Here is a 26,115-nt window from a genome sequence, read left to right as displayed (position 1 = left end):
TCGTGTTGGCCCTCGGCGACCTCGTGGTGGCTCGCCTCGACCTCGAAGCCCATGTTCTCGAGGCCGTAGATGATGTCTCGGCGAACGTCACTCGCGAGGTCCTTCGGTGCGAGGTCGAAGTAGCCGCCGTGGTCGTTGGTCTCGGTCGTCGCGTTACCCGCCTCGTCCTCCTCGAAGAGGAAGAACTCGGGTTCGGGTGCGGCGTTGACCGTATACCCCATCTCCTTGGCGCGCTCGAGAGCCTGTTTCAGCACGTAGCGCGGGTCGCCCTCGAACGGTTCGCCCGTCGAGGTGTTAATCACGTCGCAGATGAGGCGAGCAGAACCGCCGCCTTCCCGGTCTCTCCAGGGGAGGACGGCGAACGTCTCGGGGTCGGGTTTGAGACGCATGTCCGACTCCTGAATGCGCACGAAGCCCTCGATCGACGATCCGTCGAAGTAGATCCCCTCGGAGAACGCCTTCTCGGCCTGCCGTGCCGGCACAGAAACGTTTTTTACAGTTCCAAGAATGTCCGTGAATTGTAGCCGAAGAAAATCAATACCCTGCTCTTCGATCTCCTCTACTACCGCCTGTCCCTCGGCGGAGATGTTTCCGCTTGTCATGTTTCTCGTCGTGCTCTCCGAGTATCTCCGCTACTAAAACCCTACTGCTCCGAGCAAATCTTCTCTCTCCGGCACGTAATTGGATATTCGTAAACTTCTAAAGGGAGGGATGAGATGAATAATGTGATGACCTACGAAAATCTCGATGCAAAGCTAGTAAATGCACTTCTGGGCGATGGACGCGCGAGTCTGCGGAGTCTCGCTGAGGAACTCGACGTTTCGGTCACGACTGTCTCGAATCACCTTTCGGATCTCGAGGAGGGTGGCGTGATCGAAGGCTACACACCGCGCGTCGATTACGATGCGGTGGGGTACGACGTCACCGCCGTTATTCAGCTTCAGGTCGAGGGCAACGCCCTCCCCGACATCACGGACACGCTTCGGGAACACCGCCAGATGACCAGCGTCTACGAAGTCACCGGTGATTACGACGTTATCGCCATCGGGAAGTTCCAGGACACGGACGGAATGAACGACCAGATCAAACAGCTGCTGACCGATCCCGACATCAAAGCCTCCAACACGAGCGTCGTCCTCAACGCGGTCTCCGAGAACGAGCAGTTCGAACTCGATATCGAGGACGAGTAACGGATCGATAGTTCGCTTTCGACACTTCTGGGCCGTCAATCGTTCGTATCGAGCAACGCCTCGGCCGCCGTCTCGCGATCGCCCGCCTGCGCGGCCCACAGACGCGCGTACGTCCCGTCCGCCTCGAGCAGTTCCTCGTGGGTTCCCCGTTCGACGATTCGACCGTCGTCGAGAACGAGGATCTGATCGGCGTCTTTGACCGTCGAGAGCCGGTGAGCGATGGCCAGCGTCGTGCGGTCCTCGGTCAGCCGGTCGATCGAGTGCTGGATCTGGAGTTCGGTCTTCGTGTCGACGGCGCTCGTCGCTTCGTCGAGGATGAGGACCTCGGGGTCGGCCAGGACGGCTCGCGCGAGTGCGATCCGCTGGCGCTGGCCGCCGGAGAGTTTGACGCCACGTTCGCCGACTCGGGTCTCGTACCCCTCCGGAAGCTCACTGATGAACTCGTGTACCCGAGCAGTCGCTGCAGCCTCGCGAACGGCCTCGTCGGACGCATCGAACTGTCCGTATCGGACGTTTTCGGCGATCGTTCCGTCGAAGAGGAACGTGTCCTGGCTGACGTAGCCGACGGCCGAACGCAGATCCGCCAGCCTCACGTCGCGAACGTCGTGGCCGTCGATCTTTACCGCCCCTTCCTGGATGTCGTAGAGCCGCAACAGGAGTTTCAGCAGCGTCGACTTCCCCGCACCCGTCGGGCCGACGAACGCGACGGTGTCCCCCGGTTGAGCCTCGAAAGAGATCTCTTCGAGGACGGTCTCCTCGAAGCCGGCGTTCGACTCCGTCCCCTCGTCGACGCGCTCGTTCTCCGCGTAGCTGAAGCAGACGCGCTCGTACGTGACGCGTCCCTCGACGGGTTCGATGTCGGCGGGCTCGTCCGGGTCGTCGACGTGGACGGAGATGTCCATCAGTCCGAACACCCGTTCGCTCGAGGCCTTGGCATTCTCGTACTGGTCGACGATGTTCGATACCTCGGCGAGCGGGTCGACGATCCGCTGGGTCAGAAAGAGGAAGACGACGAAGTCGCCGACCGAGAGCGTCCCGGTCAGCGGACCCGGTGCGGTGTCCGTCGTGAGCCACAGCCCTCCGACGAGGAAGGTGGCGGCGAACGCCAGGCCCGCGAGCAGTTCCATCCCCGGCCGGTAGACGTAGCTCAGCTTCAACACGTCCATCGTCCGATCGAACAGGTTCCGGGAGGAGTCGCGAACGCGGCCGACTTCGTAGGACTCGCTCGAGGTGGTCTTCGTCAGCCCCATCCCCGCGATGGCGTTCTCGAGACGGGTGTTCATTCGGCCGACGGCCGAGCGCTGGCGGACGTACCGGGGTTCGACGATGCGCATGAACCAGATCGTAAAGACGACCATCGCCGGCACCGCGAACAGGGTGACGAACGCCAGCTGCCAGTTCAGATAGAAGAGGACGGCGGCGATCCCGCCGACCATCACCAGCAGTCGCGCCGAGTTCATCAGCGCGTTGTCGAGGAACATCTCGAGGTTCTGGGTGTCGTTGTTCAGGACGGCCATGACCTCGCCGGTCTGTTTCTCGTCGAAGAAGGCTGCGTCGAGCCGTTGCATCTTCCTGAAGCAGTCGACTCGGACCGCGTGCATCACGCCGTGGGCGAACAGGTTGGCGGTGACGCCGTAGATCCAGGTGAAGACGGCGACGGTGACGAACGCGCCGGCGATCGCCGCGATCGTGAACCAGAACTGCTCCAGTTGCTCGGTCGGCAGCCAGGCGTCGGGCACAAGCGGCAGCTCGAACGGTCCCTCGTCGAGGAAGATCGCGTCGATGGCGACCCCGAGGATGAGCGGCGGAACGAGACTCGCCATCCGTGCGACGAAGTTGGCGACCATCCCCGCCGAGAACCAGCCCAGCCGTCCGGGCGCATACTCTCGAAAGAGCCGCGAGAGCGGACGGTCGACGTCCTCGCGGTAGGCGTCGAACGGCGTCTCGTCGTCGTGGGAACTCACTGACGAGTCGGTACTGTTTCGAATCGTAAACGTGCAACGGTTCGAGTCACCGTGGCACTACCCGCAAACCGCCCGCACTGCCGGCAGCGATCACCGGATATACAGTACGAGTGCGCCGAACGCGAGCAGCAACAGACCCCACCAGAGTGAATCGCCGGGCAGAACCTTGAGGATGAGCGTAACGATGCCGGAGGAGAACAGTGACCAGCCGATGGTTGTTTGATACGACATACCGATCGTACGGCGTCGACGAGGATAGTTCATTGGCCTTCCGGTAGTGAGTCACGAACGACGCCGCGGAATCCACCGCGGAACGCGATTCCGGTACCGTTCGTACTCCGCGCCGTGTTTCTCCACCAGGTGTGGTTCCTCGTACTCGAGGACCCGGTTGTGGAAGCCGAGCCAGCAGCCCACCGCCCACCAGCAGACGAGGGCCGACCGGTACAGCAGCGCCTGTCCGCCGATACAGCACAGCACCGCGAGGTACATCGGATTTCGCACGTAGCCGTAGACGCCGCCGGTCACGAGTTCCGGTGGTTCGTCGGACGGCGACGGCGTCCCGCCGCCCTCGTCCGAGAACCGCCAGGCGGTGTGGAGATACAGCAGGACGCCCGCGAGAAGCGACGCACTGCCCGCGACTCGAGCCACTCGAGGCTCGATCGGAAGCGTAAGGTGATCGCGTCGGGCCAGCAACCGTGGCACGAGTCCGGCGACAGTTCCTGGAACGAGTACCGAGAAGACGGCCGTCTTCAGCAGGACGAACGGCGAGGCCATAGCGGACGCTTCCACGCCTTCGAGCAAAGCCTTTGGCTGCGGCTACGGCCTCGGGCGAGGTCAGCGCGAAAAATACGAAAATCGGGAACGGTTGGCGAACGGAACGAGCGTCTCGAGAGGGTGGCAGTGGGTCGGCCGATCTTTGCTCACGGCGCGATGCGCCGTTCGCTTTGCGAGGTTCTCGCTCGCTATGCTCGCTCCGAACCTCGCGGTTCTCGCGGGTCACTTCGTTCCCCGCTCAAATATTCGAGATCCTTCGGATCTCGCTTACATCATGCCGCCCATGCCGCCGCCCATACCGCCGCCCATGCCGCCTGGGGCGCCGCCTTCCTCGTCGCCGCCCTTGTCGGTCGACAGGTCGCCGGCGGAGATGATGTCGTCGATCTTGAGCACGAGGTTCGCGGCCTCGGATGCGGAGGTCACGGCCTGCTCCTTGGCGTGAGCCGGCTCGACGACGCCAGCCTCGAAGGTGTCCTCGACGTCGCCCGAGAGGACGTTCAGACCGGCCGTAATGTCGCCGTCGTCGTGGGCCGCACGCAGGTCGACGAGCGTATCGATGGAGTCGAGTCCGGCGTTTCCGGCGAGCACGCGCGGAACGAGCTCGAGCGAGTCCGCGAAGGCCTCGACGGCCAGCTGCTCGCGACCGGAGACGGAGTCGGCGTAGTCACGGAGGCGCGAGGCGAGTTCGACCTCGATCGCACCGCCGCCGGCCAGGACGCGGCCGTCGGAGACGGTCTGTGCGACGACGTCGAGCGCGTCGTTGACGCCGCGCTCGAGTTCGTCGACGACGTGTTCGGTCGAGCCGCGAAGCAGGAGCGTGACGCCGTGGGCGTTGTCGCCCTCGACGTAGAACATCTCGCCCTCCTCGTCACGGGTGATGTCACCGTAGCCGAGGTCGTCGGTCGTCGCGTTCTCGAGGTCGGAGACGATGTTCGCGCCGACGACTTCCTTGAGGAACTCGAGATCGGACTTCTTTGCGCGGCGGACGGCGAGGATGCCCTCCTTGGCGAGGTAGTGCTGTGCGAGGTCGTCGATGCCCTTCTGGCAGAAGACGACGTCGGCGTCGAGGTCGACGATCTTGTCGACCTTCTGGCGGAGCTGCTTCTCCTCGCGGTCGAGGAACTTCTGGAGCTGGTCGGGATCCGTGACGGAGACCTCGGTGTCGACGTCGGCCTCCTCGACCTCGATCGGGGAGTTCAGCAGCAGGATGTCGGCGTCTTCCGCCTCGGTGGGCATGTTGTCGTGGACGGGGTCCTTGTCGATGATGCCGCCCTCGAGGAGGTCGGATTCGCCGGCGCTGCGGCCGGTCTGGGTTTCGATGTTGAGGAACTCGAGGTCGACGACGTTGTCGCCCTCCTCGCTCTCGACGGTAACCTGGCTGATGGCGTCGACGATGAGCTGGGCGAGGTGCTCCTTGTTGACCTCGGTGCCCTTGCCCGTCATCGAGGTTTCGGCGACCGAACGCAGGAGGTCCTCGTCCTCGGTGTCGACGTCGGTGGCGATGTCGTCGATCTCCTCGCGGGCCTGCTCGCTGGCGAGGTGGAAGCCCTTGATGATCGCCGTCGGGTGGATGTCCTGCTCGAGGAGGTCCTCGGCGTTCTTGAGGAGTTCGCCGGCGATCGCGACGGCCGTCGTGGTGCCGTCGCCAGCCTCGTCCTCCTGGGTCTCGGCGACCTCGATGATCATCTCGGCCGTCGGGTTGTCGATGTCCATCTCCTGAAGGATGGTGACGCCGTCGTTGGTGATCGTTACCGATCCCATCGAGTCGACGAGCATCTTGTCCATTCCCTTCGGGCCGAGTGTCGAGCGAACGGCCTCAGCGACCGCTCGAGCGGCGCGAATGTTGTAATCCTGCGCGTCCTGGTCCTTGACGCGCTGGGAATCTTCGCTCATCACGATCATCGGCTGACCCTGCTGCATTCGCTGGCTCATAGTCGCTCGAATCATTGATTGCCCTTCTATATAAATATGCCGTTATTGAGTGTCTGTGGTGACCCCGGTTAGCGAGATCGTGTAGCTGAAACCGCAGTAGTGCGCGCTGGTGAGCGCAATATTATGTCACACTATATCATGGGTCTCGTCGAGTAGTCGATGCGATCATCGGCGATATTTAAGTAGATGCTGTGGCGCCGATCACGACTCGAGCGGTTCGACCAGCGACGGCTCATCGGTGGCTGGATCGTTGACGGCCGTCGAGACCGGGTACGCTCGCAGTTCGTCGGCCGGATACGGCTCGAGGCACCCCTGGGGATCGTCGCCCGTCAGCCACTCTCGTTCGCGGCCGGGTTCGAGGATCACGGCCATCCGGTGGTGTAGCTCCGCGACCAGGTCGTTCGGCTCGGTGGTGATCACGGTAAACGTCTCGAGCGGGCCGTCATCACCGTCCGCTTCGACTCCACCTCCGAACGCGTCGAGACCCGTCTGGGTTGTTTCGGGCTCCCACCGCTCCCACAGCCCCGCCATCGCGAACGGCCGGTCGTCCTCGAAGGCGACCCGGTAGGGCTGCTTCCCGCCTTCGTCGCCGGTCTCGACCCACTCGTAGAAGCCGTCCGCCGGGACCAGACATCTGCGTCGCTCGTATGCCGCCCGGAAACTCGGTTTCTCGTCGACGGACTCCGCACGCGCGTTGATCAGCCCGCCGCTATCGTCGTCGGCCCACGACGGTACCAACCCCCACTTCAGCCGCCGTACGGTTTCGGGTTCGTCGTTCGTGATCACCGGCAACTGCTGTCCCGGCGCGGCGTTGTACCGCGGCGAGAACGAGTCACGAAACCGGGCGTCGAAGCGCTCCTCGAGGTCGTCCTGCTCGACGAAGAGTGTGTAGCGGCCGCACATGCGTCGCAGTACGCCGTCCATACCAAAGGCAGTCTCGTTTCCAGGAGTTGATGTGGTAGACAATATCTTTCCAGGCAACCGGCTGTTAGTGATGGCTCGATCCGGTACGCTCCCGACCGTAGACCGCCCGAGCGGCGATCCGCCGCTCGAGCGAGTCCTACCCATTTCACGGGACGAAACGGAGGCGTAGGCGCCGGTTTACCGCCAGTTGGCGCCAGTAAGTCGCTCGTACTGATTGGGGGTGCCGTACTCGCCTCGCCTATGAGTTCGAATCAGGATCCGACCTACGAAGCGTCGTTCAGCGAAGACGGCTTCTTCGAAGTTCGCGAGTGCGAGGACCCCGATCGCTGGATCGCCTGTGACCGGCCGGTCGAGATCGAACAGTAGGTGGCGGGGGCTGCTCGAGCGACTCGCGCCGCTCGGTGGGTTGAGATCGAAGAGACGCCAGGACTGGGATTTGAACCCATAGGAAGACGTTCCGGGCATGCGGCCTCACTCCGTTCGGCCGTTCCGGGGCTGCGACTTCCAGGGCTTCAAATCCCACTCGTCGGGTATTTGCCACTCGCGAGTTTGCTCGTGGCAAAATACGCCAGGACTGGGATTTGAACCCAGAATCCCAAAGGGAACACGCTTTCCAGGCGTGCGCCTTACCGTTCGGCCATCCTGGCTCAGCTTATCCTAACCACGTCCGTCGTTTAACTGTTACGAGACGCGGTCACTCCGACGCCCGTTGCGCCGACCACGCGGCGACTCGATGCTCGAGCAGGTAGGCCCCGCCAGCGGCACCGACACCGACGAGAAGCGCGATCACCACGCCTTGCGTGATCGTCACGAGCGGTTCGACGAGCAGGGCGTATCCCTGGACGAGCACCAGAAACGAGAGGACGCCCACGGCGCCCCACAGCAGGGCCGACTTCACTCGTGGCGAGAGCGTGGACTCCGCCTCGGTGCCGCCCCCGGTCATCCGTGTCGTCACTCGAGCGAGGCGATGGCTTCGACCTCGACGCCGACGCCCTTGGGGAGGGCGGCGACCTCGACGGCGCTCCGAGCCGGCGGCTCGTCGTCGAAGTAGCCGGCGTAGGTCTCGTTCATCGCGTCGAAGTCCCCGATATCGTCGAGGAAGATGGTTACCTTGAGGATGTCCCCGACGTCCGCGCCCCCTTCCTCGAGCACGGCGACGAGGTTGTCGAGGGCCTGTTCGGTCTGGCGTTCGATCGGTTCGTCGTCGAGCAGTTCGTCGTCGGTGGTGAGCGGAATCTGACCGGCGGTAAACAGCAGCGAGTCGTCGGTCGCCGCCTGACTGTAGGCGCCGACGGCCGCGGGTGCCTCGTCCGTGCTGATGATCCGTTTCATGCTCGAACTGTCCGCACAGCACAACTTAACGGTACTGTTGTCGAACTGACCGTCGCCGAGCGACTCGACGGTTCCTACGCGAGGACGTCGACGTCGTACCCGTCGTCCCGAAGCGCCGCGAGGAAGTCGTCGACGTGTTCCTGGCCGCGCATCTCGAGTTCGATCTCGACCTCGGTGTCGTTCATCTCGACGTCCCGCGAGGTGCGGTCGTGGTGGATCGCATAGATATTCGCCTGGTAGGCCGTGAGAATCGCGAGCAGCGACTCGAGGGAACCCGGCTGATCTTTCAGCACCGTTCTGATCTTGAGATAGCGGCCGGTCTCGACGAGACCGCGGACGATGATGTTGGTGAGCGTGTTGAGGTCGACGTTGCCGCCGCTGAGGATGGGGACGATCGTCTCGTCCTCGTCGTAGTCGAACGTCTCGAACAGGAGGGCGGCGAGCGAGACGGCGCCCGCGCCCTCGACGACGGTCTTCGAGCGCTCGAGCAGGTAGGTGATCGCGACGGCGATCTCCGGATCCGAGACGGTCACGATGTCGTCGACGTGCTCCTGGATCGTCCTGAACGGCCGTTCGCCGAGGCTGCGGGTCGCGATCCCGTCGGCGATGGTGTCGACGCCGTCGATCGAAACCCGCTCGCCTTTATTGAGTGACGGCGCGGCGCTCGAGGCCCCGTCCGCCTGGACGCCGATCACGCGCGCATCCGGATTGCGTTCCTTGATCGCCGTCGCAACCCCGCTGATGAGTCCACCGCCGCCGATCGGGACGACGACGGTGTCGATGTCGGGTTCGTCCTCGAGGATCTCGAGGCCGATCGTCCCCTGGCCGGCCATCACGTCCGGGTCGTCGAACGCGTGGAGGTAGGTCCGGTTCTCCTCGCGCTCGATCTCGTGGGCGCGCTCGGCGGCCTGGCTGTAGTCGGTTCCCTCGAGGACGACCTCCGCGCCGTAGTTTCTGGTCGCCTTCACCTTCGAGATCGGCGCGTGTTCGGGCATGACGATCGTCGAGTCGACGCCCGAACGGGTCGCCGCGAGCGCGACGCCCTGAGCGTGGTTGCCCGCGCTCGCCGTGACGACGCCGGCTTCCTTCTCCTCGTCCGAGAGCGTCGCGATCCGGTTCGTCGCACCGCGGATCTTGAATGATCCCGTTCGCTGAACGTTCTCCAGTTTCAGGTAGACGTCGGCACCGGTCATCGACGAGTAGGTGTGGGAGTACTCGAGCGGCGTGTGTCGCGACGTCTCGCGAACGCGGTCGCGAGCCTCGAGAATATCCGAGAGGTGAAGCATACCGTTGACTACTCGCTACCTACTGTAAGGATTTACTATCGGGAATGGGGTCCGGAAACGGGCCCCCACCATTGCACGCCCGATAGGTCGGTGCTGCCGGAACGGCAACACGACAGGGAATACAGGGTATTGCACGGCGTGTGACGTGCGACTGTAGTCGCGTACGCAGGGAACATAAAACCCATGTACCCGGAGCGAAAGTGAAACCGCAAGAGGGCGGCGGGAAAATCCCGGCGTCAGACGTGAGACAGACGGTCGTCATTCGTCACGGCGTGCCACGACGTCCTGGCGCGAAACGTAGGTTCGAACGCGTTCCGCCAGCGACTCTCCGTCGGGCCAGTCGACGCGTTCCGTGACCCCGAGTCGGTCGGGATCACCGACGTAGATCCAGACGTCGCCGTCGCCGCCCCGCTCGTCGGCGATCGGAACCGCGATCCGTTCGTACAGTCCCCGATCGACGCCCTCGTACCGATCGAGAGCCTCGAGTCCGCGCTCGTCGACCGCGAGCAGGCGTCCTTCGACGCGGTCGCCCGGAGCCAGCGTCGGATACTCGCCCTCGACCCGACGCAGTCCCTCGAGGATCGCGCCCGACTCGAGTTCGTACCGTGCGCCAGGGACGCTCGCGAGGACGGTTTCGACCCGATCCGGATCGGTCAGCGTTCCGTAGACGAAGACGTACACGCACGGTCGTTCATCGTCCAGGCGCTTGCATATTGCTTTTCGAGTTACACAAAGCACTTATAGAATTACTGAAACGTGACCAACATGAGACGCGAATCGGTCCTGGCGATTGCCGCGGTCGTGATCGTAGTCGCCTCGCTCACGACCCTTGCCCTCTCCGGTGCAGTCTCCGATCCGGGCGACACCGAGACGGACGCCTCGGTCGATCGTTCCGGCGACGCGTCGCTGCTGGAGGTGACGATCGCTGCCGGCGACGTCGGCGGCGAGGCGGCCTCCCTCGAGGTCGATACGCACCTCGAGCACCACGGTGACGCCGTCGAGAACGTGACCGTCGTCCACCGAGCAACGAACACGAACACCAACCTCGTCGAGCATACCGTCGAAGCCGACATTGGGACGCTCGACGACGAGTCCGAGGTCGTCGTCTCGGAATCCGTGGACGTTCCGCGGGACGGGACGCACGAACTCGAGACGTTCGTCTACGTCGACGGCGTCCGAACCGAGTCGACGACCCACACGATCTCGGGTGTCGACACGCTGACGCCCTCCTACGCCGACACCAGTCTCGAGTTCCACCGCTTCGGTGGCGACTATGGCGGCGCGCTGGCCGACGTCCCCGCGATCGAGTACTCCGTCGAGTCAACGACGGACGACGAGGTCGCACTCGAGGTCTCCAGTTTCCTCACCAACACGGGCGACGAGACGACCGGCGACCTCGAACTCGAAGTGAAGGCCCGGCAGGCAGACTCGAATATCGTCGCGGACTCCGCGACCGTCGAACTGGACGCCGTCGAACCCGGCGAGACGGTGACGCCGACCGCCGATCTCGAGGTCGCCCAGGAGTACGAGTACTACCTCGACGCGATCCTCTGGCTCGACGGAACGATCGTCGCCACGGATCGGGCGGGCGCCGACCTTCGGCCGGACGCGACCAACGAGTCGACTGATGGGAACGGACTCGACACGAGCGACTTCGACGAGAGCGAGGACGGCTTCGAGACGGAGGAAACGGCGGGCGACAGCGCGGCCGATGACGGGGCAATAGACACAACGGACGACGCGGATGCTGCCGAACAGGACACCGAAGACGCCACGCCGGGCCTCGGTCTCGCCGCCGGCGCGGTTGCACTACTCGCCACGATCGCACTGATACGGAGGCAGACGCATGACTGAAACGACATCACAGACGGAGATCGACGCGGAGACCGAACAGCCGACGAACCAGAGCGCCGACACGAACACCGAGCGTACCGGCGATCGATCGAACTCGGGATCGGCCGTCGTCGGAGATCCGTCGGCCGCCGAGATCTGGCGGTACCTCGGCTGGGCCGCGCTCGGCCTCTGCTCGGTGCTCGCTCTCTTCGCGCTCGTCCAGTTCTACGCCAGCACGACCGACGTCATCGACCTCTGGGTCGAGCCCCGGCACCAGCCGCTGATGCACGCGGCGTTCAATCTCCTCGTACTGCTCGGCTCGCTGATCGGCATCTCGCTGCTGGTCCGGGAACTGCACCGGGTCTGAGAGTCGAAAATAGCGTACCGTTCTGTGGGTCTTCCGTCGACGGCCTCGATATCGTTCGAAAACGAAGCCGATTCGCTCTCGCGACCGGTCGCCGATTACCGCTCCTCGAGCGAGACGAACTCCTGGTCCTCGGGTCCGGTGTACCGCGAGAGTGGACGGATGAGCCGGTTGTCGTCCTGGTACTCGACGACGTGTGCGATCCAGCCGCTGGCACGACTCATCGCGAAGATAGGCGTGTACATGTCGATCGGGATTCCGAGCTGATAGTAGACCGAACCGGAGTAGAAATCGACGTTCGGGGCGATCCCCTTCTCGGCGAGGCCCTGCTCCTCGGAGAGATACTGCTCGATAGTGGTGGTGTAGTTGTACCACTTGTCCTCGCCGTCCGCGGCGAGTTCCTCGCTGCGTTCCTCGAGGATCTTCGCGCGGGGGTCCTTGACGTTGTAGACGCGGTGGCCGAAGCCGGGGATGCGTCGTCCCTCTTCGTTCGCCTGCTCGACCCACTCACGGTGGTCGAGATCGCTCTCGTCGATCTCCATCAGCACTTCCATGACGTCCTGGTTCGCACCGCCGTGGAGCGGACCGGAGAGGGCGCTGATGCCGCCGGTGACGGCGCTGTAGATGTCTGCCATCGTCGAGCCGATCACCATCGAGGTGAACGTCGAGGCGTTCAGCCCGTGGTCGGCGTGGAGGATGAGCGCCTGGTCGAACGTCTCGGCGGCGAGGTCGTCGGGCTCCTCGCCGGTCAGCATGTAGAGGAAGTTCGCCGCCAGTCCGAGGTCGGGGTGGGGGTCGACGGGCTCCTCCCCGAGCCGGTAGCGTTCGAACGCCGCGAGGACGGTCGGGATTTTGGCGGTGATCCGTCGCCCCTTCCGAAGCGTGGCGTCGAAGTCGTCCGGATCGGCGTCGCCTTCGGGCTCGTACGCCGACAGCATCGAGGTCGCGGTCCGCAGCGCGGCCATCGGCTGTTCGCCGGCGTCAGCGAGTTGTTTCACCGTCTCGAGCACGTCCTCGTCGACCGTTCGTTCCTCGTTGAGCGACTCCGTGAAGGTGGCGAGTTCGTCTTCGTCCGGGAGGTGGCCGTGCCAGAGGAGATAGACGACCTCTTCGTAGCTCGCACCACGAGCGAGATCTTCGATCGGGTATCCCCGGTAGATCAGTCGCCCGGCATCACCGTCGATCGAGCTGAGTTCCGACTCCGCAACCAGAACTCCTTCCAGCCCTTTATTGAGATCGTCAGCCATAGTCGGAGTTTCACAGGGTAATGGAAAAGTATTATCGTTTGCAGGCTGTGCCGACCGAACGCGGCCGAAGTGCTGAATTCGGCTCCCTGAATGACCGGCTGTGGGGTCGTCGGATGGATGAGTCGACACGCGTGAACCACGGACCGTCACACGACCACCCGGCTTGCACAATCGTCCGGCTTACACGACCGTCCGGCTCACACGACCGCCCGGCTCAGTGCTCGAGGATCGCGTTCATCAGTTTCGTCTGGGCGGCTGCCAGGTGCTCGGTAAACGTCGAGCGTGCCACCCCGAGTTCGTCGGCGACGTCCGTCGCGTTCGCTCCCTTCGGGTAGTCGAAATACCCCATCTCGTGGGCCGTTTCGAGGATCTCCCGCTGTCGAGCGGTGAGGTGGTCTCGATCGACGATGACCGGATCCGCCGACGACTCCTCGTGGTCCTGCGTGAGTTCTTCGACGACGACGCCGTCGAACGCGTTGCGGAGTTCGTCGACGATCTCGGCGATCTCCTCGAGTTCGAGCGTATTGAACGACAGGAACAGGGCGCCATCCTGAGCCCGCACTGACGAAACCGGCGTTCCGGTCTTCTCGACGAGTTCGCAGGCGCAGTCGGCGGACTCCTCGCGTTCGAATCGGTACACGTCTTCCCGATCGTTCGACTGAACCGGTGTCAGTTCGACCTCCGTCGCTTCGGCGGCATCGGCGTCCGGACCGACGCTGAACTCCTCGACGACCGTTCCGTCGGCTCCCGCCCGCGACCAGGTCACTGACGTGATCGATTCGTCGGCACCCCCGGAGACGTCGGCGACGGGACATCGGGAGGGGTCGCTGACGACGACCGTTGCTCGAAAGCCCGTCATAATAGGGGATACCATCCCAACCGTAATAACCCGACATTGCAATTCCCACGCGGTGGAAATAACTCCCCCCTTCACCACAGGCGCTAAGCGCGGGGGCGAGCTATTCGATCCCGGTGACGATCCAGTAGCGGATACGGCGGAACAGGCGGGATCGGTGCCGCCTCCTCATACTGTCGGACAGAACTATTCGAAGATCGGTCCCTCGAACTCGGTCGTCTCCACCAGTGACGACCGGAATTTCGCGACCGGCGTCTCACTGACTTCTGTCCGACAGTATCAACACCACTCTTCGTACTGATGGACCCGGGCCGGGTTCAGCGGCTCCGGTTCTCGATCGGTCCCGTCGTACGCCTCCAGGTGCTGTTCGTACGTGATCCCGACTTCGCCCTCGGGATCGAACTCCCGCGGGAGGATCGACTCGGCACGGCGGCGGTTCCACGCCGACAGTTTCTCGAGCGTTTCCGGTCGCTCGACCGCCGTCGCTTCGAGCGCGGCGGCGGCCGCGTCCCAGGCCCTGGCCCCGGTCTCGGTGCGGACGACGATCGTCGTCTCGCCGTCCGCAGTGCCGACGCTGCCGGCGCTGACGTCGGCCGCACCGCCGACGAAGTCCGTACACTCGTCACAGCCGCGTAGCCCCGCAGCACCGAAGGCGTCGACGTCTTCGGCGAGCAGTTCGCCCCCGTCGGCATCGTAGGCGTAGAGCGTCCCGCCCGAAACGTCGAGTCCGTCGACCGCCTCGGGATCGACGTCGAACTCCGCGAGCCGGGACACTAGCCGGCCGTGCTCGAAGCTCCGGGTACACATCAGCGCCACCGTGAGCGCGATCGGGTCGGCGGCCGGGTTGTCGTACCGGTCGAGCGCGGTAACCCCCTGGATCGTACAGGGCGTCCCGACGAGCGCGAGGTCGGGGTCGTCCGTCTCGAGGTCGGCGTCGGCGAGCAGGTCGTCGACCTGGCCGAGCCCCATCGTCTGGTTGTAGATGCTGCCGCCCGCCTCGAGCAGCTCCGTCCGAGAGGTCGCCAGGAACGCTTCCCCGCGGAGCGGGTCGTCGTCGCGCTCTCTGGCGACGACGGCGCCGTCGAGTTCGCCTGCCTCGACCAGCTCGGCCAGCAGCGCCGTCACGACGCCGCCGTCCTGACCGGCGGCCGCGGCGTCGTCGGACGCCTTGGCGGCGTAGATCGCGGGCTCCTCGAGGGCCCGTTCCTCGGCGGCGAACTCGAGGACGCGCTCGTAGCGCAGTCCGCTGCGGGGACAGAAGTCCCAGCAGCGCGAGCAGCCGGTGCACATCCGGACCAGCGTCGGCCGCCCCTCCGCCTCGTCGATCCCGATCGAGTCGGAGGGACAGGCCGCGACACAGGAGGCACACTGGATACAGCGATCGGCCTCGATGACGGCCTCGTCGAGGTCGCGGAACCAGATCTTCCCCGGCGGATCCGCGACGTCCTCGAGCCGTTCGCGCGGGTCGCCGCCGACGCCTTTCGTCTCCGGGATTCGTGGCTGATTCGATTTCGACATCTAGCTCACCTCCGTCCCGACGACGGGCCGGTTCGGCTCCGGGCCCTCCGCTACGAGCCGCCGCAGTTCGGTATCCGGCATGCGGCGGGTCCAGTCGGCGAAGGACTCTCCGTCCTCGCGGTCGATCTCGTAGGCTCGAACCGTCCGCTCGATGACCGACGGGATCCCGTCGATCGGCACGGAGCCGACGAGCCAGTCGACGAACGCGTCGTTCTCGAGGTCGCCACCGAGGCCGACGTCCGCGGCGCGCGTGCTCTCGTAGTCGTCGCGGTAGACCTCGCCGCGCAGGCCGACGTCCGCGATCTGTGGCTGAGCACAGGAGGCCGAACAGCCCGACATGTGGACGCGAACGGTCTCGAGTGCGTCCGCGAGGCCGGTCTCCTCGGCCCACTCGTCGAGCCCTTTCGCCCACCGGTAGCCGCGACCCTTGGTCTCGACGACGCCGTACTTGCAGAACTCCCGACCGGTGCAGGTGACGATCCCGCGCGAGAACGGCCCTGGGTCGGGTGAGTACGTCGAGAGCAACGGCTCGTCCTGCAGCGCCTCGAGCGAGGCGTCGGGAACGCCCGTGAGGACCACGTTCTGGTTCGGCGTGAGCCGGAGTTGGCCGGAACCGTACTCCTCGGCGAGGGCCGCGAGTTCGGCGAACTCGTCGCCGCCGATGCGACCCGTCGGGATGTTCACGCCGACGTAGGAGGTCCCGTCGTCCTGCTCGTGGACGCCGACGTGATCGCCGCGGTAGTCGGTCGTGAACGCCTCGTCGTACGGCTCGAACGCGAAGGGCGCGTAGCGCTCGAGTTCGTCGCGGAACGCATCAACGCCGTACTCGGCGACGATAAACCGTAGCCGGTTGACGGCCGTATCGAGGTAGCTGCCGTGATCGATGAACAGCTTCGCGGCCGCCTCCGAGAGGTCGGCCACCTGGTTGGGTTCGACGAATATTCCGAGGTCCGTCGCCGCGCGCGGTCCGTCGGAGAGGCCGCCGCCGACTTTGACGGCGAAGCCGTCGCGGCCGCCCTTGATCGCGGGCGTGAAGCCGAGGTCCTGGATCTCCGCGCGGCCGCAGTTCTCGTGACAGCCTGCGACGCTGACCTTGAGCTTCCGCGGGAGGTTAGCGAGTTCGCGGTCCCCCTCGAACCTGTCGGCGACCCGTTCGGCGATGGGGCGAACGTCGATCGTCTCGTCGCCGAGGCCCGCGGCCGGACAGGCGACGACGTTCCGGAGCGTATTCCCGCTCGCCTGAATCGTCGTGAGTCCGACCTCGTCGTAGCGGTCCCAGATCTCGGGCATGTCCTCGATCCGAATCCAGTGTAACTGGAGTCCCTGCCGGGTCGTCACGTCGAGGAAGCCGTCGCCGTGAACCGGATTCTGTTCGCTCCCGCCGTGTTCCTCGGGAGCGGTGGCGAACTCCTCGGCGATCTCTCCGAACGCTCGAGCCTGTTCGGCCGTCAGGATGCCGCCGGGAACTTTCGTCCGCAGCATAAAGTACCCCTCCTGTCTCTGAGTGTAGAGCCCGATCAGGTGCAGCCGGCCGAACACGTCCTCGCCGAGTTCGCGGGGGAGTGCCTCGAACCCATTCGAGGCGACCTCTCGGACGTTCTCGTAGAGCTGGATCGGATCCCAGTCGGGCGAGTTCGCCCGAAGCCAGTCGGTGAGGCTCCCCTCGTAGAACCTGACGTCCCCGTAGCCGAGGGAGCGAAGCACGACGTAGGTGTGGCTGAGCCGACGCGCCGTGTTACAGTAGAGGACGATCCGCTCGTCCCGACTGATCCCCCGCTCGGTGAGCAGGTCCTCCAGTTCGTCGTCGGGCTTCAGCCGGCCGGCATCGTCGAGAAGGGCTTCCCAGCCGAGCTGGACCGCGCCCGGGATGTGCGACTGGTCGTACTCGGCTGGCGTTCGGGTGTCGACGACCACGGCGTCGCCCTCGGCGGCTGCCTCGACCGCCTGGCGGTCGACGATCGGCGCGTCGTCTCGCAGTTCCGCCTCGTAGCTCGTCGGCTCGAGGGCGGGTGCCTGGGTCGTGAGTTCGTGCTCTTCGCGCCAGGCCTCGAGGCCGCCGTCGAGGAGGTAGAGCTCCCCTTCGTGGCCGTAGACGCTCGCCGTGAGCAGGAACCGGGCCGCGAGGACCCCGTTCTCGTCGCCGACGGCGACGAGCGAGTCCCCCGAATCGATCCCGCGTTCACCCAGCAGGTCGGCGAACGCGTCCGGGTCGGGCAGTTTCCCCGCCGCGACGCTGCTCGGATCCCGGAATCGATCCGCGGGCACGTTGACTGCGTCCGGGACGTGACCCAGGTCCTCGTACTCGCGCCGGTCGCGGACGTCGACGACCGTGACCGTCTCGCAATGGGTCTCGAGCCAGGCCGGCGAAACGACCGTCGGTGTCTCAGTCACGGTCGACCGCGCCTCCTCGTTCGTGGGGCCGATCGCCACCCGATCTGCCGTCGGTAAGGTAATCGCGTACTCATTGCCGTAGACGGCGATTGCCCCGGCTACGCCTTTCAGCTACGCGTTCGGGTAAGTCACACCGCGGCTCCGGGACGACGGCAGGGCGAGCGCAGCAGTAGTGACAGCGACGTTACCCTTCATACGGCCGGTGTTTATCGATCGGCCGAGGCGGGATCGACCCGTACGACCACGGAATCGGCCGATCCACCGGCAAAGGGGTTCGTCATCGGATCCGGCAACGTTGGCCGGGGGTTCGTTCCGCCCAGTTGAGATGTGCTCGCTGGTAGCGACGTTCACCGGTCGGTGCGCCTCGTGTTCTCGACCGCTCGAGGCAGCCGAATCGCGTCGGTGCGATAGCGCGGTCCGATCCGCGCACTTGTCGGGCCTACCGGCTGGAAACGGCCGAGGCGGGCGCAGTGACTCGACGCTGCCGGTTCGAAAATACAGTGAAAAGCGCTTTCGAGCCGCTATCAGAGCTTTTCGCGGCTGATCCGGATCGCCGTCGGGGTAACGATGATCTGATCGTCGCCCTTCCGAACGATGTCGCCGTCGACCTCGTGGGCGACCTGACGAAGTTCGTCGACGATGTGTTCGACGGTGTTGTCGTTGGTGCGCAGCCGAGTAATATCCGCGATTACGATGTCGCCATCGTAGACGGCGTCCTTGATGTCGACGGCATCGGCCTGGCCGCTGATTTCGGCGATATGTACGTGCATTGCCGCCTCGGCCGACTCCGTCGATACGTCGTCGAGATCCAGTTCGACGTAGTCGTCGACGGAGCTGGACTGCCCGCCGCCGACGATCTTATCCATAAATCCCATTGGCGTTATCCTCCGTGGCCGCCAGTATAGTTCTTACGTCAGACGGATTATTCGGATTTGATACCGGTCGACAGGGGTTGAACGAAACTCGAACGGTATCCTTTCTCCTGGTTTGACACTTCTCATTAGGCGAAATATACAGGAAATATTTATAGTAGTAGATTCTTCTCAATTTCGTGGCTTGAAATCTCATGGCAAACGATAACATTTCACGGCGAACGATTCTGCAGGGTGTCGGCGCCGGCGTCGCCGGAACGACTCTGGTTGGACAGACATCGGCGAGAGAGGGCGACGAAGCCGAGTATATCGTCGGCGTCGGTCCCGACCGTGGTCTCGAGCGGGCCCGCGAAGAAGCCGAATCGGTTCGCCGGGAACTGGACTTCGGCCGGGTCGGACGCGCGGTCGCCGGACGGTTCTCCGACGAGGCCGTCGCGAACCTCGAGAACAACCCGAACGTCCGGTACGTCGAGCGAAACGGACTGATGTGGGCGCTCGAGCAGGAGACGCCCTACGGCATCGAGAAGGTCGAGGCCGACGTCGCCATCGACGAGGGCGAGACGGGCGACGGCGTCAGCGTCGCGATCATCGACACGGGGATCGACGCCCAGCACGAGACCCTCGAGGAGAACCTCGGTGACGGGTACGCGACGGAAGACGCCGCGTGTACGACCGACTGCGGCGGCGGTCCGTTCGGCGGCGGCAACGACATCGACGAGTGTCTCGAGGAGTGGGACGACGACAACGACCACGGCACTCACTGTGCGGGAACCGCGGGAGCGGCGGACAACGACGCTGGCGTCCTGGGTGTCGCACCCGACGTAACACTACACGCGGTGAAGGTCCTGCAGTGCGACGGCGGGGGGACGTACGACGACATCGCCGCCGGGATCCAGTGGTCCGCCGACCAGGGCCACGACGTCCAGAACATGAGCCTCGGCGGCGACGAGAGCGAGGTCGTCGCCGACGCCGTCGCCTACGCCGATCAGCAGGGCGTCGTCATGGTCGCCGCCGCCGGCAACGACGGCCCCTGTACCGACTGCGTCGGTTACCCGGCCGCCTACGACGAGGTCATCGCCGTCTCGGCGACCGACGAGAACGACGACCTCGCGGACTTCTCCTCGACCGGCCCCGAGGTCGAACTCGCGGCACCCGGCGTCGACGTGCTCTCGAGTATCCCGCGGGACGACTACGACGAGTTCTCCGGCACCTCGATGTCGTCGCCCCACGTCGCTGGCGCAGCCGCGACGCTCATCGCCGCAGGAACCAACCCCGACGACGTCCGAGCGGAACTGAAAGACGCGGCGGACGACGTCGGACTCGACGACAACGAACAGGGCGCGGGTCGACTGAACGTCGCCGATGCGCTCGACCTCGAGAGCAACGGCGACGACGATGACGACGATGACGATGATGACGACGAGTCCGATCCGGAGTCCGATCCCGACATCGACGAGTTCACGGTCTCCACCAGAACCAGCGGTCGCTGGAACCGCGCGGACGTCGACTGGGCGGTCTCGGACGGCGATGGCGCCCTCGAGTCGGTAACGAGCGAACTGCTCGCCGCCGACGGGGTCGTTCTCGACAGCGAATCCTCGAGCGTCGGCGGCTCGAGCGCGTCGGGTGAGCACGAACTCCGTTCGGACGACGAACCCGAGGAGGTCCGTCTCACCGTCGTCGACGAAAGCGGTAACGAGACGAGCGACACTCGCGCGTACTGATCTGCCGAGACGCACTGTTTTTTATCGGTTTGGTCTGTGCCCTCGCATATGACGTTCAGCATCTGCGTTCACGAGACGTACGAGACGCCGGACGGCGAGACCCACGACCGGTTTGGCGTCGCCGTCACGACGCGACTGCCGGGCGTCGGCACGCTCTGTCCGTTCGCCAGCGAGAACGGCGCCATCGCGACCCAGAGCCTGGTCAACGTCGACCTCGGCCGGCGGGGGATCGAGTACGTCGACGACGGACTGGCGGTCGACGACGCGCTCGAGGCACTGCTCAACGCCGACGACGGCGCGCCCCAGCGCCAACTCCACGGCGTCGACGCCGACGCGACGTTCACCTTCTCCGGCGAGGAATGCCGGGGCTGGTACGGCCACCTCGAGGGCGACCACTACACGGTCGCGGGCAACCTGCTGACGGGCGAGTCGGTGCTCGAGGAAACTGCGTCGACCTACGAGGCGACCGCCGTCCACGAGACGACCGACGACACGACCGGGAGCCCACGGGAGGGCAACGGAGCCGACCCGCTCGCGGAGCGGCTGATCGACGCGCTGGCGGCGGGCCACCTCGAGGGTGGTGACAAGCGCGAGGAGCTCCCGATCCAGAGCGCCGCCGTCGTCGTCGAGACGACCGAAACACACGACGTGACGCCGTCGTACAACGATCTGCGGGTCGACGCGACGGAGTCGCCCATCGCACAACTGCGGGAAACATACGCCCTCGCCGTACAGGGTTACGAGGATACGCTGGCCCGGTACGCGGAGGCCTACGAGGAGGACTCGCTGGACGAAGCCGCGAACTGATCGAGCGGATCCGTCGTCCTCGATTGCCGTCGACGGTCGCTCTGACTCCTATCCGTCCCGGTCTCGGGGACGATTACGCCCCGAGCCAACTTCCAGTCGAAATTTCGTGCCCGTGTTCCCGACAGATCTTGGCTCCTCTCTTGCGAACGTTTCGCGCGGTCGGGAATCGCTCGGCGGTTCGGATCTCGTCCTGAATCCACTCCGCTAACTCCCGCGCAGCGTCTTTTCCAGCGACGTCCTGGACCTCGCGGAGCCCTTTCTGGTACGCATTTCGCCTCGAGCCTTCTTTCCGCTTTGCTGCCTCTCGCGTGCCCAGATCGAACTCGTCTTGTGTCGTCTGATCGATCTGTGCGAGCATCTCTTTGGTGAACTGACTCACGAGCGGACGATTGGTTAGCTGGCAGCAAACAGTCTCACCTTGTACTTTCACGCCGACTTACGAACGACCGTTATCTCGTCGGCTGTCGTCTTCGCACTCGAGAAGATGAACCGACAGTCAAGCGATTCGTCCGCCTCGGATTTGGTCTCGACGGTGCAGCGTGTCCTCGAGCGACGGATCGCCAACCCGGCGCTTCGCTGGCTCCTTCGGTCTCGCCTCCACTGGCTCGCGAGCCATCGACTGCTTCTCGTCTCGTACGAAGGCCGACACTCCGGGACTCAGTACACCTTTCCTGTGGTCTACTCCCGCCAGAACGGGGATTTCGTCGTCGTCACGCCGCCGGACGAGACCACCTGGTGGAAAAACTTCGTCGAGCCCCGTCGCTGCGCGATCTCGGTTCGCGGGAAGATGCGGCCGGCCACCGGCACAGTGGTTACCGGCGACGACCGCGACGCGCTGCTCGTCGCACACCTCGAGTCGTCTCCAGCCTTGCGGTGGCTATTTGGTTTCGGGAGGGGCTCTCTCGCGGATCCTGCTCAGTTCTCGCGGGCGAAAGAGTTGTTCACCGTCGTTCTGTTCCGCGTCGGGACGATGACGAGCGCGTCGGCAGCGGGACGCTCAGTACAGAGGGAGCACCTATCGACGCGCCCCTCGCGTCGCCCGTCTGATAGCGGAACGAGTGATACCCACAACCGGTCCGTATCGAGCGCTAGCCGGTGAACTCGTACAGTTCGTCGCCGACGTGGTGCAGCGAGTCGACGACCTTCCCCTCGTCGCCGGCCATCTCGGTGCCCTCGACTCGAGCGCGACCCACGGCGAGCACCTTCCCGTGGGACTCCTCGGCGATCAGAACCAGATCGTCGGGGGAGATGTCGTCGGTGGCCTCGGTGATGCCGGGGCGCATGACGTCGGCGCCGTCGCTGACGAACGAGATGGCGCCGGTATCGACGGTAACGAGCCGGTTTTCGGGGTCGTAGGCGTTCGCTCCGCGAACGGTCAGAAACGGCTCGTCGTCGAAGAACGCGATCCGTGGTTCGCCGTCGATCAGGACGACCTCCCAGTCGGTCTCCTCGAACTCGACGCGCTCGTAGGTATCACCCTCCGGCGAGACGCCCAGTTGCTCGGACAGCATCTCCTCGATGTCGGAGATAGCGTCGCTCCGAAGGTGGTGTCGAGACTTGACCTGCATACCCGAGAGAACGGCCGGTCCCGGTATAAAACGACCGTTCCCGTGACCGACCGATCACGCTGAGAGTCCGTCCGGACGAGTGGTGTGATAATCGCTAAGTATGTGCACGGTTTCATCGCTACTATGTGGCCATCCCGGAACCGAGATCCATCGGTGATCTGTCTCGCCTGTGGCGGCGAGGTACCCCGGTCGACGGCCCGCGAGTACGACAAGTACGGCGACCGCTGGGATCGCGAGAACAAGGCGTTCGAGTACCTCTGTAAACCCTGCCACAACGAACTCTGTCATCACCCTCGAGGGGGTCTCGAGGAACTGCTCGTCGAACTCGAGGCCGGCGACGCCGATCAGGCCGCGTTTCTCACCGGCTACCTGACGACCGTCGAGGAGCGGTACGGCCCGCTCGAGGAGGAGTCCTGAGGTCGCCGTCGTATCCCGACACGACTTTGACCCTCACGTCCGTACCACTCCGTATGAGCGACGACGCACAGGCCCAGGCCGGAACGGCCGAAGGACAGGGCCCAGTCGAAATTTCCGAGGACCTCGCACGCCACCTCGAGAACAAGCGCGAGGAGTTGTTCGAGAAGTTCGAGATCCGTGACGAGTTTCCGGAGGACGTCCTCGAGGAGGCCCGGGAGCGCACCGAAGGGGTCCAGACGGAGATCGCCGACGAGATCGACGAGCGGAAGGATCTGCGAGAGCTGACGACCTGGACGACGGACCCGATCGACGCCCAGGACTTCGACGACGCGATCTCGATCGAGGAGCGCGACGACGAGTACGTGCTCTGGGTTCACATCGCCGACGTCACCCACTACGTCCACCCCGACTCGGCGATGTGGGACGAGGCCGTCGAACGGAGCAACACGGTCTACCTGCCGGGCTACACTATCCACATGCTGCCGCCGGTGCTGGCCGAGACGGTCTGCTCACTCGTTCCCAACGAGGATCGCCTCGCCCACACGGTCGAGATGCACCTCGACAAGGAGAACCTGGGCTACGAGAACATCGAGATCTACAAATCCGTCATCGAGTCCGACGAGCGACTCACCTACAGCCAGGCTGAAAACCGACTCGAGGACTCCGACGCCCCGCTGCACGAGGAGAACGCGCTGGTGTACGAACTCGCCAACCAGATGCACGAGCAGCGCAAGGAGGACGGCTCGCTGGTGTTGAACCCGGCTCGCGACCGCGCCCACACGATCATCGAGGAGTGTATGCTCAAGGCCAACAAGGCCGTCACGCACACGCTGATGTGGGACCGCGGCGTCGAGGCGATGTACCGCGTTCACCCGCAGCCGAGCCCCGACGAGTGGTCGAAGGCGCTCCGAGAGATCCAGGATCTGGACGGCGTTTCGATCCCCGGCGACAAGTGGGAGGATCCGCGCAAGGCCGTCAACGCCACGCTCGAGCAGGCACCCGGCCGCCAACTCGACAAGATTCAGTGGGCAGTGATGAAGGTGATGCCCCGCGCGAGATATATGAACGACCCCTTCGGCGGCCACCACGCGCTGAACTTCGAGATCTACGGCCACTTCACCAGCCCGATTCGCAGGCTTAGTGACCTGATCAACCACTGGATCGTCTACCAGAACGACGTCCCGGAGAACCTCGTCGAACTCTGTGACCGCGCCAGCGACAAGCAAAAGGACGCCGAACAGTGCGAACGGGAGTACAAAGGGTTCCTCCAGGAGGTCGGACTCGACCCCGCCGCCGTCAACAACCGCGGTATCGAAGTCGTCGACGACGAGGAAGCCGACAACACGATCTAGACGGTTCCGGTCGAGGCTCGTCCGCTACAACGGTTTTTCGTAGACGTACTCCTCGAGCCCCTCCCCGAAATCTGACTCGCGAGTCTCGACCCGTTCGAACCCCGATGACTCGTAGAAGGAGACGCCAACTTCGTTAGCCGCGAAGACGACCAGTTGGAGTCCGTCACAGACGTCTTGGAGGTCGGACTCGACGCGCTCGAGCAGCGCCGTTCCGGCGCCATTGCCCTACACGTCCGGTCGAACGTAGAGGCGAAACAGCTCCGCAGTCGCGACGTCGGCATCGTCGGCGTGCACGCCTGCGTGTGCGAAGCCGACGAGATCTGCGTCGCCGTCACCGCCACGTTCGGCCAGCTGGAAGGTCGCGTTCTCCCGGTCGGCCGCCTCGAGGATCGACGCCTCGAGTTCCTCGATCGCGTACCACTCCGCAACCGCGTTCCCAACGCGGTCGGCGCCGAGAAACTCGTCGTAGGCGGCGTGCCAACTCTCGCGGGCGATCTCGGGGACGACCGGTGCGTCATCCGGCGTCGCCGGCCGGACGGTCCAGTTCATACGAATACCGTACACAGCCTCCCGAAAGTAGTTCTGGTGATATGTTTCCGCATCTGCCACTGGGGCTGCATCTGAAGTATCCGAGTGATGTTGGTAGGGCCATGCTGAATAAAGGGCGCGAATACAGCACGTCGTAGTTCCAAAATCAAGGATTGCCTGATTCGGTCAGTACAGACCATACAGTGAGCACTATAATGACTTTCGCATACAGGTGGCCGTTGATGGACAGAGATCCGTAAACTCTGTCGTGCTTCGAATGGCATCCGGTACGGCCGGCCGCTCGACAGTGGAGTACCCTTCTGCAGCAAAAAACGCCGATGCAGTCGTCGTGAGGAGATACAGCGTTTCGATGCCGTTGTCCCGTGCGGCCGTCTCCAGCGCTTCACAGAGCGTAGTTCCGTATCCCTGACCTCGTTTCGGAGCTTCGACGACGACTGATCGGAGCAATCCAACGTCTTCGTAACGTTCGAGGCCGCCGATTCCGACGCGCTCACCGTCGGCTGTCGCGTAGTAGAACTCCGCCGGGGCCGCTGCGAGGTCCTGAACGGGCAAATCGTTCCGATTGAGGAGGTCCCTGGCGTAATCAAGGTCCCCTTCGGCAGGATGGAGCGTCACCGAAGACATACCATCCATACGTTACCCACCGTGTTCAATCCAGGTACATCTGCACGCTCTACAGCACGGCTGCTGCAGTGGATCGAGCGGAATGTGCGCGAGCATCGTGCTGCGTTCACCCTCTCTATTCGGCACGCCGCTCTTGACAGTGGTTCGGTAGTTCGATCAAGATTTGCTGAATGCAGAGCGCGAATGTGGTACAGACTGAGAAAGGATCTGGGAGGGTTAGTGATCGGTAAGTACAGGCAGAGGCGTTACCGATAGCATCTGCGAGCGGGCCAAGGAATCCCTCGAAGCTGCGCCAACGGCGCGTCTGAGGGGGTGATGCCGTGCTTTTCATCGAAGCTAAGCGAGATCGAAGATCCCGCGAGGTCCGAGAGAGCTTCGCTCTCTCGAGATTTTGCCGAGGGCGCGACGGAGTCGCGTCCGCAGCGCAAAAGTTCGGTATGCACGTGTAGTGAGCGGATGGTTCACTTATTTCGGCGTGAAACAAACGGAGTCGTCGTGCTGTACCATTGCTCTGCTTTCGGCACGCTGCTTCTGATAGTTGTCGAAAATATCAATTCGGTAAGTAAATTGATTAATAATTTCGTGTCGGAGACA

Annotated in this window: 27 protein-coding genes, 1 tRNA gene and 1 pseudogene; 9 read left to right on the top strand and 20 right to left on the bottom strand. The window is 64.2% G+C overall.

Features of this window, described 5'->3' with window-relative positions:
• On the bottom strand, positions 1-602 hold a 602-nt coding region (locus tag CV102_RS13785; RefSeq protein ID WP_148858587.1), incomplete at its 3' end, for a glutamine synthetase beta-grasp domain-containing protein.
• A gap of 126 nt (positions 603-728) precedes the next feature.
• Here CV102_RS13785 and lrp point away from each other — a divergent pair.
• On the top strand, positions 729-1,190 hold the full coding sequence (gene lrp / locus CV102_RS13780) for an HTH-type transcriptional regulator Lrp (RefSeq protein WP_148858586.1): 462 nt from the start codon (positions 729-731) through the stop codon (positions 1,188-1,190).
• 35 nt (positions 1,191-1,225) lie between these two features.
• On the opposite strand, the gene CV102_RS13775 is transcribed toward lrp, so the two are convergent.
• From CV102_RS13775 to CV102_RS13760, 5 genes are all read right to left on the bottom strand, one after another.
• A complete protein-coding gene (locus CV102_RS13775; protein ID WP_148858585.1) occupies positions 1,226-3,154 on the bottom strand; it encodes an ABC transporter ATP-binding protein in 1,929 nt (642 codons plus the stop codon).
• Positions 3,155-3,244: 90 nt separating this feature from the next.
• Positions 3,245-3,385 carry a hypothetical protein gene (locus CV102_RS26005; protein WP_187432968.1) on the bottom strand — a complete coding sequence of 47 codons (141 nt, stop codon included), beginning with the start codon at positions 3,383-3,385 and terminating at the stop codon, positions 3,245-3,247.
• A 51-nt stretch (positions 3,386-3,436) separates the two neighbouring features.
• Positions 3,437-3,928, bottom strand: coding sequence for a methyltransferase family protein (locus CV102_RS13770; RefSeq protein ID WP_148858584.1), 492 nt, complete (start codon positions 3,926-3,928; stop codon positions 3,437-3,439).
• 267 nt (positions 3,929-4,195) lie between these two features.
• The gene (gene thsB / locus CV102_RS13765; protein WP_148858583.1) at positions 4,196-5,860 is read right to left on the bottom strand and encodes a thermosome subunit beta; all 1,665 of its coding nucleotides are present in this window, start codon (positions 5,858-5,860) and stop codon (positions 4,196-4,198) included.
• A 201-nt stretch (positions 5,861-6,061) separates the two neighbouring features.
• Complete coding sequence (locus CV102_RS13760; RefSeq protein WP_148858595.1) at positions 6,062-6,763, bottom strand: SOS response-associated peptidase; 702 nt, start codon at positions 6,761-6,763, stop codon at positions 6,062-6,064.
• A 261-nt stretch (positions 6,764-7,024) separates the two neighbouring features.
• Between CV102_RS13760 and CV102_RS27015 the strand changes: the two genes are divergently transcribed.
• Entirely contained in the window at positions 7,025-7,150 is a 126-nt protein-coding gene (locus CV102_RS27015) for a hypothetical protein (RefSeq protein WP_256493303.1), read from the top strand.
• Between the two features lie 200 nt (positions 7,151-7,350).
• Here CV102_RS27015 and CV102_RS13755 read toward each other — a convergent pair.
• From CV102_RS13755 to CV102_RS13735, 5 genes are all read right to left on the bottom strand, one after another.
• Positions 7,351-7,431, bottom strand: a tRNA-Ser gene (locus CV102_RS13755).
• 47 nt (positions 7,432-7,478) lie between these two features.
• The gene (locus CV102_RS13750; RefSeq protein WP_148858582.1) at positions 7,479-7,727 is read right to left on the bottom strand and encodes a hypothetical protein; all 249 of its coding nucleotides are present in this window, start codon (positions 7,725-7,727) and stop codon (positions 7,479-7,481) included.
• A gap of 8 nt (positions 7,728-7,735) precedes the next feature.
• Positions 7,736-8,116 carry a Rid family detoxifying hydrolase gene (locus CV102_RS13745; RefSeq protein WP_148858581.1) on the bottom strand — a complete coding sequence of 127 codons (381 nt, stop codon included), beginning with the start codon at positions 8,114-8,116 and terminating at the stop codon, positions 7,736-7,738.
• 74 nt (positions 8,117-8,190) lie between these two features.
• On the bottom strand, positions 8,191-9,402 hold the full coding sequence (gene ilvA, locus CV102_RS13740) for a threonine ammonia-lyase (RefSeq protein WP_148858580.1): 1,212 nt from the start codon (positions 9,400-9,402) through the stop codon (positions 8,191-8,193).
• 258 nt (positions 9,403-9,660) lie between these two features.
• Positions 9,661-10,083, bottom strand: a complete 423-nt coding sequence (locus tag CV102_RS13735; RefSeq protein WP_148858579.1) for a gamma-glutamylcyclotransferase family protein — start codon at positions 10,081-10,083, stop codon at positions 9,661-9,663.
• Positions 10,084-10,167: 84 nt separating this feature from the next.
• On the opposite strand from CV102_RS13735, the gene CV102_RS13730 reads away from it, so the two are divergent.
• Both CV102_RS13730 and CV102_RS13725 read left to right on the top strand, forming a co-directional pair.
• Positions 10,168-11,256: a DUF7490 domain-containing protein gene (locus CV102_RS13730; RefSeq protein ID WP_148858578.1), complete on the top strand. Its 1,089-nt coding sequence runs from the start codon at positions 10,168-10,170 to the stop codon at positions 11,254-11,256.
• Complete coding sequence (locus CV102_RS13725) at positions 11,249-11,602, top strand: hypothetical protein (RefSeq protein ID WP_148858577.1); 354 nt, start codon at positions 11,249-11,251, stop codon at positions 11,600-11,602. The genes CV102_RS13730 and CV102_RS13725 overlap by 8 nt, the downstream gene beginning before the upstream one ends.
• A gap of 95 nt (positions 11,603-11,697) precedes the next feature.
• Here CV102_RS13725 and citZ read toward each other — a convergent pair whose 3' ends face one another.
• The 5 genes from citZ to CV102_RS13700 form a co-directional block, all read right to left on the bottom strand.
• Complete coding sequence (gene citZ, locus CV102_RS13720; protein ID WP_148858576.1) at positions 11,698-12,846, bottom strand: citrate synthase; 1,149 nt, start codon at positions 12,844-12,846, stop codon at positions 11,698-11,700.
• Between the two features lie 214 nt (positions 12,847-13,060).
• Positions 13,061-13,705, bottom strand: a complete 645-nt coding sequence (locus CV102_RS13715) for a helix-turn-helix domain-containing protein (RefSeq protein WP_148858575.1) — start codon at positions 13,703-13,705, stop codon at positions 13,061-13,063.
• Positions 13,706-13,981: 276 nt separating this feature from the next.
• Complete coding sequence (locus tag CV102_RS13710; protein WP_148858574.1) at positions 13,982-15,220, bottom strand: Coenzyme F420 hydrogenase/dehydrogenase, beta subunit C-terminal domain; 1,239 nt, start codon at positions 15,218-15,220, stop codon at positions 13,982-13,984.
• Positions 15,221-17,611: a rhodanese-like domain-containing protein gene (locus CV102_RS13705; RefSeq protein WP_148858573.1), complete on the bottom strand. Its 2,391-nt coding sequence runs from the start codon at positions 17,609-17,611 to the stop codon at positions 15,221-15,223.
• A 524-nt stretch (positions 17,612-18,135) separates the two neighbouring features.
• A complete protein-coding gene (locus tag CV102_RS13700; RefSeq protein WP_148858572.1) occupies positions 18,136-18,486 on the bottom strand; it encodes a cell division protein SepF in 351 nt (116 codons plus the stop codon).
• A 191-nt stretch (positions 18,487-18,677) separates the two neighbouring features.
• On the opposite strand from CV102_RS13700, the gene CV102_RS13695 reads away from it, so the two are divergent.
• Positions 18,678-20,204, top strand: a complete 1,527-nt coding sequence (locus CV102_RS13695) for a S8 family serine peptidase (RefSeq protein ID WP_187432967.1) — start codon at positions 18,678-18,680, stop codon at positions 20,202-20,204.
• Between the two features lie 48 nt (positions 20,205-20,252).
• Positions 20,253-21,011 carry a DUF1028 domain-containing protein gene (locus tag CV102_RS13690; RefSeq protein WP_148858571.1) on the top strand — a complete coding sequence of 253 codons (759 nt, stop codon included), beginning with the start codon at positions 20,253-20,255 and terminating at the stop codon, positions 21,009-21,011.
• A gap of 73 nt (positions 21,012-21,084) precedes the next feature.
• Here CV102_RS13690 and CV102_RS13685 read toward each other — a convergent pair whose 3' ends face one another.
• Complete coding sequence (locus CV102_RS13685) at positions 21,085-21,390, bottom strand: hypothetical protein (protein WP_148858570.1); 306 nt, start codon at positions 21,388-21,390, stop codon at positions 21,085-21,087.
• Between the two features lie 105 nt (positions 21,391-21,495).
• Between CV102_RS13685 and CV102_RS27225 the strand changes: the two genes are divergently transcribed.
• Positions 21,496-22,110, top strand: coding sequence for a nitroreductase/quinone reductase family protein (locus CV102_RS27225; protein ID WP_148858569.1), 615 nt, complete (start codon positions 21,496-21,498; stop codon positions 22,108-22,110).
• Here CV102_RS27225 and CV102_RS13675 read toward each other — a convergent pair.
• A complete protein-coding gene (locus CV102_RS13675; protein ID WP_148858568.1) occupies positions 22,100-22,579 on the bottom strand; it encodes an RNA-binding protein in 480 nt (159 codons plus the stop codon). The two genes, CV102_RS27225 and CV102_RS13675, sit on opposite strands and share 11 nt — an antisense overlap.
• Positions 22,580-22,702: 123 nt before the next feature.
• Between CV102_RS13675 and CV102_RS13670 the strand changes: the two genes are divergently transcribed.
• Positions 22,703-22,996 carry a DUF7562 family protein gene (locus CV102_RS13670; RefSeq protein WP_148858567.1) on the top strand — a complete coding sequence of 98 codons (294 nt, stop codon included), beginning with the start codon at positions 22,703-22,705 and terminating at the stop codon, positions 22,994-22,996.
• Between the two features lie 53 nt (positions 22,997-23,049).
• Positions 23,050-24,348: an RNB domain-containing ribonuclease gene (locus CV102_RS13665; protein ID WP_148858566.1), complete on the top strand. Its 1,299-nt coding sequence runs from the start codon at positions 23,050-23,052 to the stop codon at positions 24,346-24,348.
• A gap of 24 nt (positions 24,349-24,372) precedes the next feature.
• On the opposite strand, the pseudogene CV102_RS13660 reads toward CV102_RS13665, so the two are convergent.
• Together CV102_RS13660 and arsN2 are read right to left on the bottom strand one after the other, a co-directional pair.
• Positions 24,373-24,897 (bottom strand): annotated as a pseudogene (locus CV102_RS13660) (N-acetyltransferase family protein).
• Between the two features lie 189 nt (positions 24,898-25,086).
• The gene (gene arsN2, locus CV102_RS13655) at positions 25,087-25,530 is read right to left on the bottom strand and encodes an arsenic resistance N-acetyltransferase ArsN2 (protein WP_148858565.1); all 444 of its coding nucleotides are present in this window, start codon (positions 25,528-25,530) and stop codon (positions 25,087-25,089) included.
• Positions 25,531-26,115: the final 585 nt, after the last annotated feature.

The sequence above is a fragment of the Natronococcus pandeyae genome, assembly GCF_008122205.1.
GTDB lineage: Archaea > Halobacteriota > Halobacteria > Halobacteriales > Natrialbaceae > Natronococcus > Natronococcus pandeyae.
This window is presented reverse-complemented; position numbering and strand designations above follow the sequence as displayed.

Excerpts from the sequence above, each read along its gene's own strand:
- lrp (WP_148858586.1), top strand. The coding sequence starts at position 729 with ATGACCTACGAAAATCTCGATGCAAAGCTAGTAAATGCACTTCTGGGC.
- CV102_RS26005 (WP_187432968.1), bottom strand. The coding sequence starts at position 3,385 with ATGTCGTATCAAACAACCATCGGCTGGTCACTGTTCTCCTCCGGCATC.
- CV102_RS13770 (WP_148858584.1), bottom strand. The coding sequence starts at position 3,928 with ATGGCCTCGCCGTTCGTCCTGCTGAAGACGGCCGTCTTCTCGGTACTC.
- thsB (WP_148858583.1), bottom strand. The coding sequence starts at position 5,860 with ATGAGCCAGCGAATGCAGCAGGGTCAGCCGATGATCGTGATGAGCGAA.
- CV102_RS13760 (WP_148858595.1), bottom strand. The coding sequence starts at position 6,763 with ATGTGCGGCCGCTACACACTCTTCGTCGAGCAGGACGACCTCGAGGAG.
- CV102_RS27015 (WP_256493303.1), top strand. The coding sequence starts at position 7,025 with ATGAGTTCGAATCAGGATCCGACCTACGAAGCGTCGTTCAGCGAAGAC.
- CV102_RS13750 (WP_148858582.1), bottom strand. The coding sequence starts at position 7,727 with ATGACCGGGGGCGGCACCGAGGCGGAGTCCACGCTCTCGCCACGAGTG.
- CV102_RS13745 (WP_148858581.1), bottom strand. The coding sequence starts at position 8,116 with ATGAAACGGATCATCAGCACGGACGAGGCACCCGCGGCCGTCGGCGCC.
- ilvA (WP_148858580.1), bottom strand. The coding sequence starts at position 9,402 with ATGCTTCACCTCTCGGATATTCTCGAGGCTCGCGACCGCGTTCGCGAG.
- CV102_RS13730 (WP_148858578.1), top strand. The coding sequence starts at position 10,168 with ATGAGACGCGAATCGGTCCTGGCGATTGCCGCGGTCGTGATCGTAGTC.
- CV102_RS13725 (WP_148858577.1), top strand. The coding sequence starts at position 11,249 with ATGACTGAAACGACATCACAGACGGAGATCGACGCGGAGACCGAACAG.
- citZ (WP_148858576.1), bottom strand. The coding sequence starts at position 12,846 with ATGGCTGACGATCTCAATAAAGGGCTGGAAGGAGTTCTGGTTGCGGAG.
- CV102_RS13715 (WP_148858575.1), bottom strand. The coding sequence starts at position 13,705 with ATGACGGGCTTTCGAGCAACGGTCGTCGTCAGCGACCCCTCCCGATGT.
- CV102_RS13710 (WP_148858574.1), bottom strand. The coding sequence starts at position 15,220 with ATGTCGAAATCGAATCAGCCACGAATCCCGGAGACGAAAGGCGTCGGC.
- CV102_RS13700 (WP_148858572.1), bottom strand. The coding sequence starts at position 18,486 with ATGGGATTTATGGATAAGATCGTCGGCGGCGGGCAGTCCAGCTCCGTC.
- CV102_RS13695 (WP_187432967.1), top strand. The coding sequence starts at position 18,678 with ATGGCAAACGATAACATTTCACGGCGAACGATTCTGCAGGGTGTCGGC.
- CV102_RS13690 (WP_148858571.1), top strand. The coding sequence starts at position 20,253 with ATGACGTTCAGCATCTGCGTTCACGAGACGTACGAGACGCCGGACGGC.
- CV102_RS27225 (WP_148858569.1), top strand. The coding sequence starts at position 21,496 with ATGAACCGACAGTCAAGCGATTCGTCCGCCTCGGATTTGGTCTCGACG.
- CV102_RS13675 (WP_148858568.1), bottom strand. The coding sequence starts at position 22,579 with ATGCAGGTCAAGTCTCGACACCACCTTCGGAGCGACGCTATCTCCGAC.
- CV102_RS13670 (WP_148858567.1), top strand. The coding sequence starts at position 22,703 with ATGTGGCCATCCCGGAACCGAGATCCATCGGTGATCTGTCTCGCCTGT.
- CV102_RS13665 (WP_148858566.1), top strand. The coding sequence starts at position 23,050 with ATGAGCGACGACGCACAGGCCCAGGCCGGAACGGCCGAAGGACAGGGC.
- arsN2 (WP_148858565.1), bottom strand. The coding sequence starts at position 25,530 with ATGGATGGTATGTCTTCGGTGACGCTCCATCCTGCCGAAGGGGACCTT.